A 19,472-nucleotide genomic window follows, 5' to 3' on the forward strand; every position below is an offset into this window, starting at 1 on the left:
CTATTTTAATTAACTTAACTTGAGGTCCTGCTGCTTCACTCTCTTCATCCCGCCTTCTTTCAGGTATTGAATAAATCCTCTTCCCTGAAATTCATAAGTAGTACCGGATGCCTGGTGAAACAATCGAATCCTGCTGTCATTAATAACGGTCAATCTAAAGCCTTCATTGCCCCAGAAATCATAATCTAATGTTAAAATTTTCTGATACGGGTTACCGGGCACTTGCTGAATCCCGTAAAGCCCTGTAAAATCCCAATAGATATTATTAACCGGAGTACCGGGAGCATCCTGTGAAGAACGGAAATTATTCCCGCCGGATAAAAACTGTACGAAGTTTTCGTGGTCAAAATCGTTCAGCGCCCCTACGTTACTGGTATATACTTTTTCCCAGGCTTTATATTCCTGCAGGAAATAGGTAATATTATCATAAAACAAACGGTTGTAATCAAAGCTGTTGCGCTGATAGCCTACCAGATAATAGGATGTATTCAGGTTGCGGTTGTACAGCCGGATTTCATTGGCACTCAAACGGGTAACCTCTAAGTTATACTGTCCGTAAACGTTGTGAAAGAAACGCACTTCACCCGGATAAAAATCATAATATCCTACATTGATACCAAAGCCGTTTCCGGTGGAACCGATCCCCACAAGGTTATTGTTTGCAAACAGGGTTCCGTTTACCAGCGAAAGGGTAAACGCTCTTGATAAAAAAGGAATATCACCGGGGCCTGTTGTTCTTTCATAATCCACATACCACAATTCATATCGCTGCATTAACTGCGGTAAAGTCGCACCGTCATCTACATAATCATCACCATATTCTGCCACTGTACAAGATGAAAATGTGAGCGGTATCATTAGCAGGGCTAAGAGTAATTTTATCGTTTTCATAAGTCTCCTTTTTTAATTTAAGTAACGATATCCAATTTGCGTGCCACTTTTTTGGTTTTGATTTTTTTAGCTTTCTCTTTCCGTTCTGATTTCTTTACAATCGATACTTTGTTGTTCCTATGTTTTTAAGTACATTTGGATTCACAAACAAAAATGATAATGAGTGACAATCCGAAATTTGCAGTAATAGGCGGGGGAAGTTGGGCTACGGCCATTGCAAAGATGTTGTGCGTAAATCTTTCAGAAATAGCCTGGTACATGAGAAGTACCTATGCTATTGAACATATCAAACAAAACAGACACAATCCGAATTATTTGAGTTCCGTTGAATTCGATACCAATAAACTAATCTTAACAGACGATATTAACGAGGCGGTTGCCTATGCCGATTATGTGATTTTTGCCATTCCATCGGCTTTTTTGAGCGGTGAACTGGAAAAACTAACGGTTAGCCTGCAGGATAAAGTTATTTTTTCGGCCATTAAAGGTATCGTACCGGAAACGAGTTTAATCGTTGGCGAACACTTTCACAGTGTGTACGATATTCCTTATGATAATATTGGCGTTATTACCGGCCCCTGCCATGCAGAAGAAGTGGCATTGGAGCGTCTTTCCTATTTAACGATTGCCTGCGGAGATACCAAAACGGCAAAAGTAATGGCTAAAAACCTGAACAGCCATTATATCAAAACTAAAATTTCTGATGATATTGTCGGTACGGAATATGCCGCAATGCTTAAAAATATCTATTCTATCGCTGCCGGTATTGCACATGGTCTGGGCTATGGCGATAATTTCCAGGCGTTACTGATGAGCAATGCTATCCGCGAGATGAAGAAATTCATCAAGAAGGTTCACAAAATGAAGCGCAACATCAACGATTCTGCTTATCTGGGTGACTTGCTGGTTACCGGTTATTCCGTTTTCTCGCGTAACAGAATGTTTGGGAACATGATCGGGAAAGGCTATACTGTAAAATCTGCCCAGATGGAAATGAGTATGGTAGCCGAAGGCTATTATGCCACTAAAAGCGCGTATAAGCTGAATGAGGAATATAAGGCCAAAACCCCAATAATAGATGCGGTTTACGACATTTTATATGAAGGAAAAGAGCCTAAAAAAGTATTTAAAAAGCTAACGGAAAAATTAGATTAATTTTTTTCATTTTTCACGTTTCCGGAGATTTTACCGTTTCCGGACCCCAAAAAAGAATTTAAAACACTGGATTACAATGTATTAAATTCTTTTTTTTGTGCTGTACTTTTTTGACAGCCTCATCAAAAAAGCACTATAAAATACTGATTACAAGATATTTACACTCTTTTCCCTTGGAGAAAAAAAGAAGTTTTATTTTCGCACAAAATTAAAGACAACATTATGGACCACTTAATTAACCATCCGGGAATTCTTACCGCCTTTTCGATTATTATCCTTGTAATGCTCTTACTTGACCTGGGCGTTTTTAACAAAAACAGCCATGTGGTTTCTAACAGAGAAGCTTTAGCATGGTCCATCGTATGGATTTCACTCGCGATGGGATTCAGCGGGGTCATTTATTACTATATGGGATTGGAGCAGTTTACCCAGTTCCAGTCGGCATACTGGATTGAAAAAGCGCTTTCGGTGGACAACCTCTTTGTGTTCATACTCGTTTTCGGATTTTTTAATGTTCCCAAAGAACTGCATCACAAAGTACTGTTTTGGGGGATTATAGGGGCATTGGTTTTCCGTGCTATCTTTATCTTCACCGGTGTGGAGCTGATCAACATGACGTATTTACCGGAAATGATCCTTTTCGGACATGCGGCAAAAATTAATGTTATCCTGACCGTTTTTGGTATTTTCCTTATTTATGCGGGAATCAAATCCTGGTTTGCAGAAGACAGTGACGACGGTGATAAAGATTTTACCAAAAGTCCGGGTGCAAGACTGATACACCGCTTTTTTAAAGTAAGCGAAAACTATGACGGCGATAAATTCTTTACCGTTAAAAACGGTATTAAAATGGCAACGCCTTTACTGGTTGTTGTGGCTGTTATTGAGTTTACCGACCTGATTTTTGCCGTGGACAGTATTCCGGCTATTTTTGCCATTGCGCCAAACGATCCGTTTATCCTTTACACTTCGAACATATTCGCTATTTTAGGCCTTAGAGCGCTTTATTTTCTTTTAGCCAACTTCATGTATATGTTTAGCCGTTTGAAGTACGGATTAGCGATTATATTGAGTTTTATCGGTATCAAGATGCTTATCGCTCCGGTCTTTCACATATCGTCACCGGTATCCCTGCTCATTGTGGGCAGTATTTTGATTCTTTCGGTAATTGCATCGCTCTTATTCCCGGTCAAAGAATAACCGCCTATAAAAAAAGCAAGTCTTAAACGGACTTGCTTTTTTCTTTTACCCTAAGGCTGATTATTGTATTTGTATTTCATCAATAAAAATATAGGCATCCCCTCCGGCTCCCTGGTGCCATTCCGGCAGTTTCCCATAATTGTAGGCGATGATTTTCACATAGCGGGCTTTTGCCTGTTTTGTGTTCGCTTTAAAAGGAATGATCGTATTGTCGGTTACTTTTGGATTTAACGTATTTTCAACCGTTGCCGCCAGTTTAAAGTTTACATTATCGTCCGATAAATAGAATTCCACTTTAACAGGCATTACAATCCAGGCGCGGCTGTCCTGCAGAAAACGGGCGGTTATTGCAGAAACCGGTCTTTGTTTTTTCAAATCGATAACCGCTTCAAAATCCTGTCCCTGATATCCCTGCCAGTCGCCTTTTCGCCAGTTTTCAGTTCCTAAAATCCCATCGATCAGTCCTTCCGGTCCGCCGGCATGGTATTGCGGATTGTATTTTGATGTAAGGGCTATTGTCCAATTGTTGTCTTTTTTAAAATAGGAAGCGGTCACTACATTGCTTTTTTGTCCTTTAATTTCTGCATAGGCTTTGATCACCGCCGATTTTTCAATGACAAACGGCTTTGTGTAAACACTAAAGCCTGTACCCGGCTTAGAACTGTCGGAATAATATATTTTAGTATCTTTACTGCCTGCGGTTATGGCAATCGTGAGTTTGTCTTTAAAGGCCTTACCTTCTGCCTCAATTGCCGGAACCGGAACAATTTTATCTTTCGGATTTAAGTTCAGCACCACAATTTCCTTGTTTAGTCCTATGTTTTTTAATGTTTCCGCCGGAGTATCCTTCGTAATTGTTTTGGACGTTCCGTCTTCAAAATTAATTTTGATTTTGTCAAAATACGGCCTGGTCGTACTCCACAAAGGCATTCCCGGTGTTACCGCATAAATTCCCATACTGCTCAGCACATACCACGCACTCATTTGTCCGCAGTCTTCATTCCCGATCAGTCCGTCCGGTGTGTTCTTATAAAATTCATCCAGGATGTAGTGTACTTTTTGCTGTGTCTTTTCCGGTTTGCCAATGTAGTTATACAGATAGGCCATGTGGTGACTCGGCTCGTTTCCGTGTGCATACTGCCCGATAAGCCCTGTAATATCGGCCTGTTCTCTTCCGGTAGTTGCTGACGGAGCGGTAAACATTTCATCGAGTTTGGCTTCAAATTTTTCTTTTCCGCCATAAGCTTCAATCATACCGCTGATGTCCTGAGGCACAAAAAAGGAGTACTGCCAGCTATTGCCTTCGGTAAAATTGTTATTCACTTCCCTCGGGTCAAACGGTTTGTCCCAGCCGCCATTTTTCTTCGGACGCATAAATCCTGTCTGGCTGTCAAAAATATTTTTCCAGTTTTGGGAACGTTTCATAAAATACCGGTAGTCATCCGGTTTGTTCAGCTGCATGGCCATTTGGGCAATACACCAGTCGTCATAGGCATATTCCAGTGTTTTGGAAACGCTTTCGTGTTCGTCATCTATACTGATAAATCCGTTTTTCTTGTAGGCATCCAGTCCTGAATGGTCGAGCATCGCGCTGTGTTTTGCCGCTTCAAAGGCTTTGTTGTAATCAAACCCGCTTATTCCTTTTGCCATCGCATCGGCAATTACCGAAACGGAATGGTATCCGATCATACAGTCGGTTTCATTGGAAGCAAGTTCCCAAACCGGCAGTCGTCCGCCCTGTTCATATTGTTTCAGGAACGTATTGATATAATCGGAGGTTCTTTTTTTATCGATCAGGGTATACAACGGATGCGCTCCGCGGAAGGTATCCCAAAGGGAGAAAACGGTATAATAGTCGAAGCCGTCGGCTTTATGGATTTTATTGTCACGGCCGCGGTACATGCCGTCCACGTCCATCGCAATGTTGGGCTGCATCATCGTGTGGTACAATGCCGTATAAAAAATGGTTTGTTTTTCCTTGTCGGAAGTACTTATTTCAATCCGGGACAGTTCTTTATTCCAGAGCTGTTCTGCCTGTTTTTTTACTTTCCCGAAATCCCAGTCCGGAATTTCTGCCGTCATGTTTTTGGCAGCACCTTCGTAGCTTGTGGGCGAAAGCGCCACTTTTACCAATATTTTCTCTCCTTTTTTAACGTCTTTACTAAAGCTGATCGCCAGTTGGCTTCCGGCGAAAAAGGTATCGGTAATTTTTGCCGGAGCAAAGGCATTGTTGCGGACTTTGGTAATCTGCATCGGCTGGCTGAATTCAATACGCGCAAAAACATATTGGTCTGTCGCCCAGGCTTCGCTTCTTCGCAAAACCTCAACCGTATGGCTGTTGATGATCCGGACATCACCCATCAGCAGTTTGTCGCGGTGGTTCAGGTCCAGAATAATATTGGCTTTACCGGCCTGATTGAAGGTGTATTCATGGAAACCGACTCTAGTTGCAGCAGTCAGGCTCACATTGATGTTGTGTTTGTCTAATTTTACGGCATAAAAACCGGCAGTTGCTTTTTCGTTTTTATGTGAAAATGCCGACGCATAATCTTTGTTTTCCAAAGCCGGTTCGTCCATCGTAGGCATTAGCATGATATCGCCAAAATCGGACACTCCGGTACCGTTAAGGTGGGTATGCGAAAAGCCGTAGATCACCGGATCGGAATAATGGTAACCGCCGCAGCCGTCCCAGCTTCCGTCAATCCGGGTATCGGGCGATAGCTGCACCATTCCGAACGGAACAGTTGCTCCGGGAAAGGAATGTCCGTGCCCGCCGGTTCCTATAAACGGATTCACATACTGTGCGTAATCGTTTTTCTGAGAAAAAGTGGTAAGCGTTTGTAGTAAAAAGAGGAAAAGTAAAGCGTGCTTTTTCATTATAATGGTGCTGTAAAATTTCTATAAAGTTGTGAAATTTTCCTGAACAGACCAATTATAAAAACAATTTACTTCCCTAAAATCCCTTGTTTTGTCAACACCGGCAATTCCGTTAAAGCACTTTTATCGATGGTATTGGCTCTAAAAACGTAGTTTTTATCGTAAAGTGTACCTCCGATAAAGAAGGTAAGCATAAATTCATTGTTGAGCTGCAAAACATTGTTTTCCAGCAATTCTATTTTTACAGCCGAGTTGGGCAATACTTCCTTAAAAGCATGGCGAAACGTTCCTGTTTTTCGTTCTTCCCCATCGATCAGCCCGTATGCTTTGGAAACAACTATTGCCATTTCTAAAGTTGCCTCACCGTCATTGATTAAATAGGCATACCAGGAATTTTCCATAAAGTCGTCATTCCACTCCTGAATAGCGGCTACATAAACGTTTTCTACTTTTGGGATTGTGATGTCTTTTTTCATTGCAAGGATACTATAAAAGGCTTCTGAGCGTCAGAAGAACGTGAATAAAAAATAAAACGAACAGCCCGCAATACAGGCTGTTCGTCATTATGGTGTTTTAAATACTGGATTTAAACTGCTCCAAGAATCGTACGTCATTTTCATAGAACATACGAATATCTCCGATTTGGTATAACAACATGGCAATACGTTCTATTCCCATACCGAAAGCAAATCCGTTATATTTATCGGCATCGATGCCGCAATTTTTCAATACGTTAGGGTCTACCATTCCGCAGCCCATGATTTCCAGCCATCCGGTTCCTTTTGTAATACGGTAATCGGTTTCCGTTTTCAGTCCCCAGTAAATATCCACCTCAGCACTTGGCTCGGTAAACGGGAAATACGACGGACGCAAACGGATCTTCGATTTTCCGAACATCTCTTTTGTGAAATACAGCAAGGTTTGCTTTAAATCGGCAAAAGATACATTCTGGTCAATATACAATCCTTCCACCTGGTGAAAAATACAGTGGGAACGGGAGGAAACCGCTTCGTTACGGAAAACTCTTCCCGGTGAAATCGTACGGATCGGCGGTTTGTTTTCTTCCATATAACGTACCTGAACAGATGAGGTGTGCGTACGCAGCAAAATATCAGGGTTTGTCTGGATAAAGAAGGTATCCTGCATGTCTCTTGCCGGATGGTATTCCGGAAGGTTCAATGCGGTAAAGTTATGCCAGTCGTCTTCAATTTCCGGTCCTTCGGAAACATTGAATCCGATATTGGAGAAAATATCAACGATTTGATTTTTTACAATTGAAATAGGGTGACGCGATCCGATAACCAAAGGTTCTCCCGGACGTGATAAATCCCCATACATTCCTTTTGCTTCTTCTTTACTTTCCAAAGCGTCCTGAATGGATTTTACTTTATCCTCTGCAGTAGTCTTTAATAAGTTGATCACCTGTCCAAATTCTTTTTTCTGGTCGTTTGGCACGTTTTTGAATTCCGCAAATAAATCTTTAAGAAGTCCTTTGCTTCCTAAAAATTTGATTCGAAATGTTTCGAGGGTTTCTTTATTATCTGTAGTAAAAGCCTGCGCTTCGCCTATGTATTCTTTTATCTTATCAATCATCGGTCTTTCAATAAAGGGCAAATTTACGGATTTTGAAATCAGATTCCACAGCTTTTCGCATATAAATTTCTTTTCAAAAGGTCCGTTCTGTATGTTTTTGCCGCTGTGATTTTTAATCTATCAATTCCTTTTCAAGGAAATAATTTACAATCGCTTCTTTCATCAGTACCGATTGTTCTCCGGCTTTTAAAGGCGGCAATTGTTCTTTTACATTATAATGCGGCCATCCGTCTTCGTCAAAAAAAGCAAATTCATAATAGCCGTATGGTTCCAGCAAACGACAAATAGCGATATGCATCAGGTTTAGCTTTTCGTCTTTTTTGAATTTTCTTTTCAGCTGTCCGAGTTCCTGTACTCCGATTAAATAGATGATGGCATCCAAATCCAGTATTTCGCCATCGGCAAAACGGTTTGAAAGTATGTTGACCAGCGTTTCCCAACGCTCTTTTAGTTGTTCGTCTCTTGACATATTTTGATTATTAGCAATCGTTTATACTAGTTGTATACTATTGTCGTTTTGGCAATCAATGCATTATTGCTACTGTTGATTTTTTTAATCTCAACAGGATAATTATTGGCGTTATATTGTATTTCATAGGTTGTTGTACCATAAGGTTCCGTACTTTCTGCATTGCTGTATCTTTCCTGTGTAAGTATATTATTGGCATCAAACACATTAAAAGATTCAAAATCCAGTAAATATTTCAGATACGGATTTTGTCCTTTAAACGGATTATTCCTGTTATCGTGAAAATATTTACTCTTTAGCGTCGATGTGGAATATTGCGAAGTACTCAACACCTGCGTCACATTTCCATTTTGATCAAAACGATATTCTTCTCCTGCATTTTCCGTCCAGGTATTGCCATATAAAGTGGATTCTTTTTTTGCTTTCAGGATCCCATTTTCATAAAAATATTCGGTTTTTGTGTTTCCGGAACCAGTAATAACTGTTTTTAAGTTATCGCCATCATAGCTTACATTCTGAGTAGCTACTAAAGTATTGTTCTGATATACATTAAATTGCGTGATCTTATTATTAGCGTATACGAATTTTGTTACAACATTGGCTGTCGGATCGGTTAAACTTACCAGTTTATTGCCTTCATAAGCAAAATTGCCAATTTTTGTACTGGTTGAAGATCCGTAATAAACTACTTCTGAAATGCTTTTTATTTTCATTCCTGCTCCAGAACCATCTGTATTTGTCCCCTCGTTATCACTGGAACATCCAATAATATTAATCAGTAAAAGCGCAAAAAGTATTTTTTTCATCATTTTATAGTTATTTTTTTATTTTTTTGCAAAAGTAACAAATTCAAGCCCGCATAACATGTCTTTCTTTGATATCATTTTAGCTGCCATTTTAGTATACGGTTTTATCCAGGGTTTCCGCCAGGGTCTTTTTGTAGCTCTAGCTTCATTTGTTTCCCTAATTATCGGTATTATTCTGGCTATAAAATGTTCCCATCTGGTACGCTCCGTTATTGAGAATCATGTTTCGTGGAATCCCGGATATATCGAAGTGATTGCTTTCGGGCTCACTTTTATCCTGGTTGTTGTCGGTATTATTTTACTGGCAAAGCTCTTTACCGGAATTGCCAGTTTTGCCCAGATGGGCTGGTTAAACACTATTGCCGGTGGTGTTTTTGGTACGCTGAAAATGGCACTGATCCTGAGTATTCTTCTAAATCTTTTCCAGAAGGTCAATATTGACCATTATTTCCTTTCTCAGGAAACCATGGATAAATCTTTATTTTACAATCCGATACAGGAAACTTCAAAGCTTATTTTTCCAAGTGTAAAAGAATGGTATGACGATTTTAAGACCATGGATACTCCGGAAGAACCGGTTTCTTCAGCGCCGCAATAATTTATTTCAGTTCTTTAATCGCGTCTTTTTCGATCCAGCCTTCGGTATCATCGGTCAGCTGAATTTTTCTCCAATTGTCCAGTGATTCGATCACAAAAACTTTGGTTCCTTCGTGTAGTACAAAAGCATCGGAAGCCGTCGTTTTCGGTTCGCTTTTCACCGGAGCTACTTCTGCAAAAACAATGGCAGGTCTTTCGTTTTTATAATGATCTCTTTCTGCTATTGCAGCAGCAATACTGATAAACATGCCCAGCAGCACAACAAACATCCCGAAGAAAAAGATTCTTTTCACTACGGTGATACGGGCAAAATAATAGCCTATAAAAAACAGCAGGAACAATACGGATGCCCCAACAGCAAGCCATGCCCAGTTTTCATAATGAAACACATCCAACAAGTCGTCTATCATTTTAGAAAAGCCCACTTTAGGAACGACTTTAATTTCATCAATCGTCATTTTCTGGGCAAACTTCAAATTGGTCTGAACGTCTGTATCGTCAGGATTTAACAGCAGCGCTTTTTCATAGTTGTAAATCGCCGGTGCTACCTGATGCATTTTATAATAGGAATTTGCCAGATTAAAATACAGTTCTGCCGATTGTTTACCGGATTTCAGCACCTGCTCATACTGTGCAACCGCCTCTTCGTATTTTTCTTTTTTATAACTATCATTTCCTTTTTCAAAAGCAGACTGTCCCCAAAATACCTGAGTTACCAACAGTAGTATATATAATAACTTTTTCATGGCGATTAATTATTGATTTGTTTTTCCAATCCGGAAATTACGGTTACTGCTTTGTCATAATCCTGCTGCATGGTTCCTACAGATGCCGGGGTATAACGGGCAAATTCGCAGCTGTCCATCAAGGCGATAAAGTTTTGAACGGTATCCGGTGCTGCTTTTTTAGAGAGCAGTAATTCCCGGATGTTTTCTTTACTCATTTCGGAGGTTTCAATGTGCAGTTTGGCTTTCAGGAAGTTGTGTAAGGCTTTTTCCATTGCCACATAAAAGGCTTCCTTGCTGCCCAGTTGTTTGTTTGCTTCCGACAGGAATTTCTTAGCCAGTTTGTTTGACTGACGGATTTTATTACCGGCTACATCACCATCTATCGCTTCTTTTTTCTTCTTCGCCAGAACGATTACCGGGATGATTAAAAACGGCGCCAGCAAAAGCGAATAGAAAAACCCGGAGCCTAAAAAGTCTTTTTGGGCAACAGCCGTAAGGTTGGTTTTCAGTTTAATAAACTGGAACTGGTCGTTTGCCACCACATTTTGTTTGCCTTCTGCCGAAGCAACCTGAGGATCACCCGATGTTGGCATTGGTCCGTCCAGCACATTTACCATAATTTCTTTTGACGTAATGGTTTTATAGGCATTGGCACTCCAATCAAAATAGGAGAATACCATTGGTTTGATCTGGTAATTTCCTTTGTATTGCGGTATAATCGTATAGGTGTCGGTAATTTCACCCTGCATACCGGAAAGCGGCGTGTTTACTTTTTCCTTGTGTTCCGGATCATACATTTCCAGCGCACTTGGCACTACCGGTTTGGGCAGGTTAAAGAGTTTCAGGTTTCCTTTTCCGGAAACACTTACTACCAAATCCAGCGATTCCCCGGATTTTAAGGTTGTTTTCGATGGGGTTACTTTAAAGTCAAAGTCACCAACAGCTCCGGAGAAATCAACCGGTTTTCCGGCTTCGGGCAAGGATCGCACACTAATGGATTTTGCTCCGGCAGAAACGGTTTTATTCCCGCTGGCATATTCCATTCGTCCGAAGAAATCACGGCGTCCTGTAGGCAAATCAACTTCGATGTCCAGAGAAAGCGGTTCTATTTCCAGTTTTCCGGCTTTTTGCGGATACAGCACTGTTTTGCGCAATACCACATAGCGGTAATCTTCTCCGTTGTATTTTCCGTTTTCGACAACCAGTTTTTTAATATCGATGTTCTGGCTCCAGAAATCATTGTATTTCGGACTTGCCATTTCTCTCCAGTTCCGCACGCTGGCTGTATTGCTCACATAGAGCTTGTACACAACCGTAATCGGTTCGTTTATGTACGGATTGGTTTTGGATATTTCTGCCACTAAATGGATTCCCTCACCCATTTTTTGCTGTGGGTTGTATGGATTTACTTCTTCCTGAACGGCATTGGTGATCGTTACCTTAATGGGTGCCGTTTTGTAAATTTTACCTTCAATTTCAATGGAGGCCTGTTTGATAACCAGCGTTCCTTTTTTTAGTGGCATCAAAAAATACGAAAAGGATTTGTTGAAGGATTTTTTTCCGTTCATCCAGGAGTAGCTCACTGCCTGATTCGGGCCGCCCACTACTCTGAAGCCTTCAAAAGCAGGCGGACTAAAATTATCACCATCTTCATTCATCGTAAAATCAACCCGTAAACGTTCGTTGATTCCCAAAGAAGTTTTGCTCACACTGGCGTCAAATTGTACCTGAGCGAGTAATCCCTGAAAACTTAATAATAGTAGAAAAATATATTTCTTCATTTTTTTATAATCCCAATGTTTTTCTGTGTGTCAATCCCTTAATTTCTATAATCCCTTACCAGTCTTTTTCATTTTTAACCGGACTGCCTTTTACTTCTCTGGCTTTTACCTTGTCCTGTATTTTCTTCTCTTCATTGTTTACCGCATCCAGCAGGTTTTCCATTCTTTGTCTGGAAGCACCGCCCGACTGTGGCGGGGCATTTTGTTTATCTTTATCGCCTTTCCCGTCTTTGTTGTCTTTATTTTTAGGATCGCCTTTATCGTCTTTTTTATCCTGACCTTTGTCTTTGTTCTGATCTTTCTTATCGTCTCCTTTTCCTTTGTTGTCCTTATCCTGCTGATCCTTGTTTTTGTCTTTATCTTTATTCTTGTCTTTGTTTTTATCGTTTTTCTTCGGCGGATTCTCTTTCAGTTTTTTCTTTGCCAAAGCATAATTGTAGCGCGTTTCTTCATCAAACGGGTTGTTTCGCAACGCATTTTTATAGGCTTCCACAGCCGCTTCATAGTTTTTTTCCAGCATGAATACATTTCCGATATTGTGAAATGCTTTGTGTTTCTGTCTTTTGCCTTTTGCCGTTTCAATTGCTTTCATATAGGCAAATTTGGCTTCACCAGGCTGGTTTTGTCTGTAAATCGCGTTTCCTAAATTGTAAGAAGCCGTTGCTCTTGCCGGTACTTTTGAATGAGAAATACGGTAATCTGCTTCCGCTTCGGAATAACTTTTCTCTTCAAAGGCTTCATTCCCTCTTGGCAGGTTCCGGTCTTTAATCTGGCCCAGTACTGCAAAAGAGAATAGTAAAAAATAATAGCTAAACAACTTCTTCATTATTCTTTTTCATTAAATAAATTCAACTTCTTAACCCAGGCGGTTTTTCTTTCCAGGAAGAACACATCCAGTAGTAACAATACAAAAGCAATGCCTAAAAACCATTGGTATTGCGATTGGAAATCGGCCATTTGCTGGCTTTCAAAATCTGTTTTTTCCAGATTGTCCAGTCCGTTTTTAACAAACTCGATCACTTCTTTCGTATTTCCTCCAAACACATAGCCGCCATTGGCATTTTTAGCGATGGTTTTTAAGGTTTCCGGATAAAGCTTGGTTACAACTGTTTCTCCTTTTGAATCTTTTTTAAATCCTTCAATAGTCCCGTTTCTTCTCAATGGAATCGGCCCTCCTTTTTCGGTACCTACTCCTATTGTCAGTATCTTAATTCTTTTTTCTTTGGCTTCTTCTACCGCTTCTTCAAATCCTTCACCATGATCTTCACCATCCGAGATCAGTACAATCAGTTTGCTGGTTTGCGGGTCATCAAAATAAGAGGTTGCCAGTTTAATTGCTTCAGACAAAGCGGTTCCCTGCGAAGAAACCATATCGGTATTCATGCTTTGCAGGTACATTTTGGCAACGCTGTAGTCTGTTGTTATCGGCAGTACCGGATAGGCACTTCCTGCATAACCTACAATCCCGATTCTGTCCGACCCCAGCTGATTGATGATCTGGGAAACGATCTGCTTACTTTTTTCAAGCCGGTTAGGTGCAATATCTTCCGCCAGCATACTTTTAGAGATGTCCACTGCAAAAACAATATCCACTCCCTGACGTTTTACGGTTTCCATTTTGGTTCCGATTTTCGGGTTGACCAAAGCGAGTATAATTCCGGCTAAAGCCAATAATACCACCACCAGTTTTAAAACCGGTTTGAATATCGATTTTTCCGGACTCAGTTTTTTAATTAGTTCCAGGTCGCCAAACTGCTTTTGTTTTTTTCGTTTCCAATACAGATTGATCAGAAAGAGCAAAACCAATATGGGTAATATTGCCAGCAGATAAAAATATTTCGGTTCTTCAAATTCCCACATAACTAGATAAAGCTTCTAAAAACAGTTTTTCTCAATAAGATCTCCAAAACCAGAAGTCCCAGTGCGAAGAATACAAACGGTCTGTATTTTTCGTCGTAGTTGAAGTATTTCATTTCTTCAATTTCGGTTTTTTCCAATTTATTGATTTCATTATAAATATTCTCCAGGCTTTTATTGCTGGTTGCTCTGAAATATTTCCCGTTTGTTGTCGCGGCAATTTCTTTCATCAGCTTTTCGTCAATTTCCACCTGCATCATCCGGAAAAGGAATTGCCCGTTTGGTGCAATTGCATACGGGAATTCGGCCATGCCGTTTGTCCCGATTCCGATAGTATAAACTCTGATTCCGTATTCTTTTGCAATTTCAGAAGCCATTCTCGGATCAATAAATCCGGCATTGTTCACACCGTCTGTCAGCAAGATCACCACTTTACTTTTGGCTTTACTGTCTTTTAAACGGTTTACCGCCGTGGCCAGTCCGACACCGATTCCGGTACCGTCCTGTAAAACGTTATCATACTTAACGCCTTTCAACGCTTCTAAAACCACTGCTTTATCGCTCGTTACCGGTGTTTTGGTATAACTTTCGGCAGCATAAACCACCAGTCCGATTCTGTCGTTTGGTCTTTCTTCAACAAATTCCGAAGCCACCCGTTTTAACGCTTCCATACGGTTGGGCTTTAAATCTTTGGCCAGCATACTTCCGGAAACGTCAATCGCCATAACGATATCAATACCTCTTGAGGTTCTTGTTTTATTGGTCACGTCTGTCGACTGCGGTCTTGCCAATGCTACGATCATCGCGCTTAATGCCAGCATTCTTAAAACAAACAATACCGGTTTTAGCTTTGGCAAAACCGAGGGTGCCGCTTTAAATCCTTTTACAGAACTTATCTTTAATGTTGCGGTCTGCTTATTTCTTTTCCAGAAATACCAGGCTATTGCTATTGGCAATGCCAAAAACAGCCAAAAAAATTCGGGATGTAAAAACGTAACATTCTTCATTATTCGCCTAGTTTTCTGAGTTCAATAGAGTTAATTATCCTTTCGGCTATTTCTTTTGCTTTTTCATCTTCGTCGCGATATACCAGAACGATTTCCTGTACTCCGAATTTCTGGGAGAAAACAATCATCTGGTAAGCCATTCGCTGGTCTTCATTTTTTACCGGGTTAAAAATCGTCATCGATCCGTAACCTCTCTTGCCGGTAAAGCCATCTTTAATTTCAAAATCATCGGTTTTAACGATAATTCCTTTGGCTCCTACCGTTTTTTCAAACCGCGCCAGGTTCTCGTTCAGGATGACATCATTATTAGCCGCAACAGAGTCTTTAAATGCCGTTGTATTAATTACAATATTGAAATTGTCGATCAGGCTTCCGTAGATAAACTTCTGCGACGATCTGACATTCGGCGGCAGGTTGTTCTGAATTTTTTCTTCCTGAAAACGTTTCAGCACTTTTGGTGTTTCAAGAATAATGGACGGTTCTCCATATTCACTTTTTACCCATTCGCCATTTAGCAGGTCTTTTGTACTGTGCCCTATAAATTTATCTTTTATAAAATCCAGTCCGTCTGTAGACAGGTAGTACATAAATGTTCCGATAAACAGGACAACGCTGGTTGCAACGGCTATCAGGATACGTCTTACTTTCTGATTTTTAATCAGTTTTTCTCTTTTCAGTCTTTCTTCTTCTATGGATTGCTCCACTTCTTTCGGAATGGACTTTTCTATTGTGAATATAATTTTTTCGATGTTCTTTCTGTCGTCTGCAATTTCAAAATCCAGTGGTTTTGATTTCGCAAACTTCACTAAATCGGCATTTTTCAGGATTCTTTCAAAGGTTTCGAAAGTATCTTTTTTAATCCCCATTTTCTTTTTAATCACAGCGGCTTTCAGTGCTGTCAATAATTCGGCCGTTGTACTTTCCATTGCCGGAACCTGAATGGTTTCTTCAATATAGGTACGGGTAATATCGGTCATTTCGGAGTAATAGTCTTTTACTTCTCCTTTTTGCCAAAGTTCTTTTTTCTCCAGATTTTGCAACAGGCTGGTTGCTTTTTCTATCGGAGAAGCATAGATAATTTCTTCTTTTTTATCCCTGTTCTGGTATCGTTTAAGCAGCCAGTTTACCAGAAAGCCAATGCCGATAATCAGCAGCAGTATCAGGCTGTATTTCCAAACGTTACTAATGGGTTTATCTACGGTAACGATGGTTTTGATGTCATACATTTGTTGTTTGGTCGTATCTACCACAACATTTGTGACCGTTACCGGAGGCAGTGAATCGGTAATGAACTGGCGCCCGTTGATGATTACCGGTAATTGCGGTATGGCATATTTTCCGGAATCAAACTGGGTTAGTCCGTATCTTTTAATCAGTTCGTACCGGGCATCTTTTTTAATGGTATCAACCGGATATGATTCCAGCACTTCAAATAATCCAAAGGTTTTACTATCCGGAAAAAAGACGTGTGCACTACTGTCGACAGTGGTTTTTAACGTCAGTTTAAACTGTGATCCTATTTTAATTTTGGTAGAATCAACGGTTACCTGTACCGGTTTTTGCTGACCAAAAACAACCGCTCCGAAAAGTAAAAACAGTACTATGTAAAATTTGTTTTTTGTCATTTTTAGGTTCTTGCTTTAAAATAACCCAGTAATTTGGTTACATACGATTCGTCTACACGGGTATTGACCGTTCCTGATCCACAACGGGAGAATGTTTCTTTAAAATATTTCACATTGTCCTGATAGTGTTTTTCATATTCCATCCGAACCGATTTTGCGTTTGTGTTCACTAATAGTGTTTCGCCCGTTTCGGCATCTTCCATGTGTACCATTCCGATGTTAGGCATTTTTTCTTCGCGAATATCATAGACCCGGATTCCGGTAACATCGTGTTTTTTACCGGCTATTCTGAGGGTCTGTTCATAATCGGAAGTCATAAAATCGGAAATAACAAAAACGATGGCTTTCTTTTTCATGACCCCGGAAAGGAATTTCAGCGCCTGGGAAAAGTCGGTTTTCCTGCTTTTGGGTGTGAATTCAATGAGTTCACGGATAATGCGCAGCACGTGTGATTTTCCTTTTTTAGGCGGAATAAACAATTCGATCTGGTCCGAGAATAAAATCAGTCCGATTTTATCGTTGTTCTGGGTTGCCGAAAAAGCCAGGGTTGCCGCTATTTCGGTAACCACATCGCTTTTGAGCTGGTTTTTGGTTCCGAAGCTTTCCGAGCCGCTTATATCCACCATCAGCATCATGGTCAGTTCGCGTTCTTCTTCAAAAACTTTGATATACGGTTCGTTGTAACGTGCCGTAACATTCCAGTCGATCGCACGGACATCATCACCAAACTGGTATTGACGCACTTCCGAAAAAGTCATTCCTCTTCCTTTAAAAGACGTGTGATATTCTCCCGAAAAGATGTGATCGCTCAATCTTCGGGTTTTAATTTCTATTTTTCGTACTTTTTTTAAGAGTTCTTTGGTATCCATTCTGATTGTTGCTTATAGAATAATGATCCGGAATTTGATTGGGTTCAATCAAGTCTGAAGTCAGAAATCTATATACTAAGGCACTTCTACTTCGTTAACAATTTTATTGATGATCTCTACAGAAGTGATGTTTTCCGCTTCGGCTTCGTAGGTAATCCCGATTCTGTGACGCAATACATCGTGTACTACAGCCCGTACATCTTCCGGAATTACATAACCGCGGCGTTTGATAAAAGCATAACATTTTGCAGCAGTTGCCAGGTTGATACTTCCACGCGGAGAAGCGCCAAAGCTGATCAACGGTTTCAGGTCTGCTAATTTATATTTCTCCGGATAACGGGTTGCAAAGATGATATCCAGAATGTATTTTTCAATTTTTTCATCCATATAAACTTCACGAACGGCTTCCTGAGCGCGTTTGATCTGTTCTACGGATACTACTGCGTTTACTTTTTCGTAAGATCCTTTCAGGTTTTGACGGATTACCAGACGCTCGTCTTCCATTTTTGGATAGTCGATCACGGTTTTCAGCATAAAACGGTCTACCTGTGCTTCCGGTAACGGATAGGTTCCTTCCTGCTCTACCGGGTTTTGGGTTGCCATTACTAAAAACGGTTTGTCCAGTTTGAAAGTCTCGTCGCCAATGGTTACCTGTTTTTCCTGCATCGCTTCCAGTAAAGCCGATTGTACTTTCGCCGGAGCACGGTTAATCTCATCTGCCAGTACGAAGTTGGCAAAAATAGGTCCTTTTTTTATCGAGAAATCATTTTGTTTGATATTGTAAATCATGGTTCCCACAACATCGGCAGGTAATAAATCCGGTGTAAACTGAATTCTGCTGAAAGAACCCTGAACCGCCTGCGACAGGGTATTAATGGCCAGCGTTTTTGCTAAACCGGGAACCCCTTCCAATAAAATATGTCCTTGTCCTAAAAGTCCGATCAATAATCTTTCAACCATGTGTTTCTGACCTACAATCACCTTGTTCATCTCCATTGTCAGTAGGTCAATAAAAGCACTTTCTCTCTCTATTTTTTCATTAATTGCTCTAATGTCTAAAGTAGTTGTGGTGTCTTCCATTTGTGTATTTTTTTGAGCCGTGAAATTAATAAGTTATTTTAACACTGCAAATTGAAAATTTATTTAGTGTTTTGTTGTTAATAATTGGTTAAAAGTCTTGGTAACACTTTCATTTTAAGCCTGAATTATGATTTTGTTTTTATATTTTTAAGAACTGAAATTTAATTATCATGAAAACTGCCTTAATTACCGGCGCCACAAGTGGTATCGGGAAAGCTACAGCCGAGCTTTTAGCACAGCATAATTACCGTTTAATTCTTTGCGGGCGAAGAAAAGAAATTCTTGACGATTTAAAAAGAGATTTAGCAAAACATACACAAATTGCCACTTTAAACTTCGATGTAATCAACAGGGAAGACGTTTTTAAAGCGATTGCTTCTTTACCGGAAGCCTTTTCAACGATTGACATTTTAATCAACAATGCCGGAAATGCCCACGGACTGGATCCGATTCAAAACGGCAATACCGACGATTGGGATGCGATGCTGGACATTAACGTTAAAGGGCTTTTGTATGTTTCCAAAGCCATAATACCACAAATGATCGCCCGAAAATCAGGGCATATTATCAATATTGGCTCTACTGCTGCCAAAGAGGTTTATCCTAACGGCAATGTTTACTGTGCCAGCAAACATGCGGTTGATGCACTCACTCAGGGTATGCGGATGGATTTGAATGCCTACGGAATCCGTGTGGGCGGTATTCATCCCGGCATGGTACACACCGCTTTTTCGGAAGTCCGTTTTAAAGGTGATGCCGAACGTGCCGCGAATGTTTATAAAGGTTTCCAGCCTTTATTAGCCGAAGATATTGCCGACATCATTCACTTTGTGGTTTCAAGGCCCTATCATGTGAATATTGCCGATCTGATCGTGATGCCTACCGCTCAGGCTTCGGCTACCATTGTAAACAAAAATTTATAATCCTTTTATAGCGA

Annotated in this window: 18 protein-coding genes; 4 read left to right on the plus strand and 14 right to left on the minus strand. The window is 40.4% G+C overall.

Annotated elements, in window-relative coordinates; translation table 11 throughout:
- Positions 1–9: 9 nt before the first annotated feature.
- Complete coding sequence (locus BGO42_RS03470; RefSeq protein WP_177731097.1) at positions 10–891, minus strand: nicotinic acid mononucleotide adenyltransferase; 882 nt, start codon at positions 889–891, stop codon at positions 10–12.
- A 159-nt stretch (positions 892–1,050) separates the two neighbouring features.
- Here BGO42_RS03470 and BGO42_RS03475 point away from each other — a divergent pair, with 159 nt between their 5' ends.
- Positions 1,051–2,046 carry an NAD(P)H-dependent glycerol-3-phosphate dehydrogenase gene (locus BGO42_RS03475; RefSeq protein WP_177731095.1) on the plus strand — a complete coding sequence of 332 codons (996 nt, stop codon included), beginning with the start codon at positions 1,051–1,053 and terminating at the stop codon, positions 2,044–2,046.
- Positions 2,047–2,268: 222 nt separating this feature from the next.
- Complete coding sequence (locus BGO42_RS03480; RefSeq protein ID WP_273245964.1) at positions 2,269–3,246, plus strand: TerC/Alx family metal homeostasis membrane protein; 978 nt, start codon at positions 2,269–2,271, stop codon at positions 3,244–3,246.
- 60 nt (positions 3,247–3,306) lie between these two features.
- Here the strand turns inward: BGO42_RS03480 and BGO42_RS03485 are convergent, their stop codons facing one another.
- From BGO42_RS03485 to BGO42_RS03505, 5 genes are all read right to left on the minus strand, one after another.
- On the minus strand, positions 3,307–6,123 hold the full coding sequence (locus BGO42_RS03485; protein ID WP_273245963.1) for a GH92 family glycosyl hydrolase: 2,817 nt from the start codon (positions 6,121–6,123) through the stop codon (positions 3,307–3,309).
- 68 nt (positions 6,124–6,191) lie between these two features.
- Positions 6,192–6,599, minus strand: a complete 408-nt coding sequence (locus tag BGO42_RS03490) for a hypothetical protein (protein ID WP_273245961.1) — start codon at positions 6,597–6,599, stop codon at positions 6,192–6,194.
- A gap of 97 nt (positions 6,600–6,696) precedes the next feature.
- Positions 6,697–7,716 (minus strand): phenylalanine--tRNA ligase subunit alpha, encoded by a 1,020-nt coding sequence (gene pheS / locus BGO42_RS03495; RefSeq protein WP_177736166.1) that lies wholly within the window; start codon positions 7,714–7,716, stop codon positions 6,697–6,699.
- Positions 7,717–7,828: 112 nt separating this feature from the next.
- Entirely contained in the window at positions 7,829–8,185 is a 357-nt protein-coding gene (locus tag BGO42_RS03500; RefSeq protein ID WP_177731080.1) for a hypothetical protein, read from the minus strand.
- 26 nt (positions 8,186–8,211) lie between these two features.
- Positions 8,212–8,994: a hypothetical protein gene (locus BGO42_RS03505; RefSeq protein WP_273245959.1), complete on the minus strand. Its 783-nt coding sequence runs from the start codon at positions 8,992–8,994 to the stop codon at positions 8,212–8,214.
- Positions 8,995–9,049: 55 nt separating this feature from the next.
- On the opposite strand from BGO42_RS03505, the gene BGO42_RS03510 reads away from it, so the two are divergent.
- Complete coding sequence (locus BGO42_RS03510; protein ID WP_273245957.1) at positions 9,050–9,589, plus strand: CvpA family protein; 540 nt, start codon at positions 9,050–9,052, stop codon at positions 9,587–9,589.
- A 1-nt stretch (position 9,590) separates the two neighbouring features.
- Here BGO42_RS03510 and BGO42_RS03515 read toward each other — a convergent pair whose 3' ends face one another.
- The 8 genes from BGO42_RS03515 to BGO42_RS03550 form a co-directional block, all read right to left on the minus strand.
- Entirely contained in the window at positions 9,591–10,334 is a 744-nt protein-coding gene (locus tag BGO42_RS03515; protein WP_273245955.1) for a tetratricopeptide repeat protein, read from the minus strand.
- A 5-nt stretch (positions 10,335–10,339) separates the two neighbouring features.
- Complete coding sequence (locus BGO42_RS03520; RefSeq protein WP_273245953.1) at positions 10,340–12,097, minus strand: BatD family protein; 1,758 nt, start codon at positions 12,095–12,097, stop codon at positions 10,340–10,342.
- A 55-nt stretch (positions 12,098–12,152) separates the two neighbouring features.
- Positions 12,153–12,923 (minus strand): tetratricopeptide repeat protein, encoded by a 771-nt coding sequence (locus BGO42_RS03525; protein ID WP_273245951.1) that lies wholly within the window; start codon positions 12,921–12,923, stop codon positions 12,153–12,155.
- Positions 12,923–13,957 carry a VWA domain-containing protein gene (locus BGO42_RS03530; protein WP_177731070.1) on the minus strand — a complete coding sequence of 345 codons (1,035 nt, stop codon included), beginning with the start codon at positions 13,955–13,957 and terminating at the stop codon, positions 12,923–12,925. Before BGO42_RS03530 ends, BGO42_RS03525 begins: the two co-directional genes overlap by 1 nt.
- Before the next feature lie 2 nt (positions 13,958–13,959).
- Positions 13,960–14,961: a vWA domain-containing protein gene (locus tag BGO42_RS03535; RefSeq protein ID WP_177731068.1), complete on the minus strand. Its 1,002-nt coding sequence runs from the start codon at positions 14,959–14,961 to the stop codon at positions 13,960–13,962.
- Positions 14,961–16,586 carry a hypothetical protein gene (locus BGO42_RS03540; protein WP_273245949.1) on the minus strand — a complete coding sequence of 542 codons (1,626 nt, stop codon included), beginning with the start codon at positions 16,584–16,586 and terminating at the stop codon, positions 14,961–14,963. Before BGO42_RS03540 ends, BGO42_RS03535 begins: the two co-directional genes overlap by 1 nt.
- A 2-nt stretch (positions 16,587–16,588) precedes the next feature.
- Positions 16,589–17,455: a DUF58 domain-containing protein gene (locus BGO42_RS03545; protein WP_177731065.1), complete on the minus strand. Its 867-nt coding sequence runs from the start codon at positions 17,453–17,455 to the stop codon at positions 16,589–16,591.
- Positions 17,456–17,530: 75 nt separating this feature from the next.
- Entirely contained in the window at positions 17,531–18,535 is a 1,005-nt protein-coding gene (locus BGO42_RS03550) for an AAA family ATPase (protein WP_177731063.1), read from the minus strand.
- Positions 18,536–18,702: 167 nt separating this feature from the next.
- On the opposite strand from BGO42_RS03550, the gene BGO42_RS03555 reads away from it, so the two are divergent.
- Entirely contained in the window at positions 18,703–19,458 is a 756-nt protein-coding gene (locus BGO42_RS03555) for an SDR family NAD(P)-dependent oxidoreductase (protein ID WP_177736163.1), read from the plus strand.
- Positions 19,459–19,472 lie beyond the last annotated feature (14 nt).

This window comes from Flavobacterium sp. 40-81, assembly GCF_001898245.1.
Taxonomy (GTDB): Bacteria; Bacteroidota; Bacteroidia; order Flavobacteriales; family Flavobacteriaceae; genus Flavobacterium; species Flavobacterium inviolabile.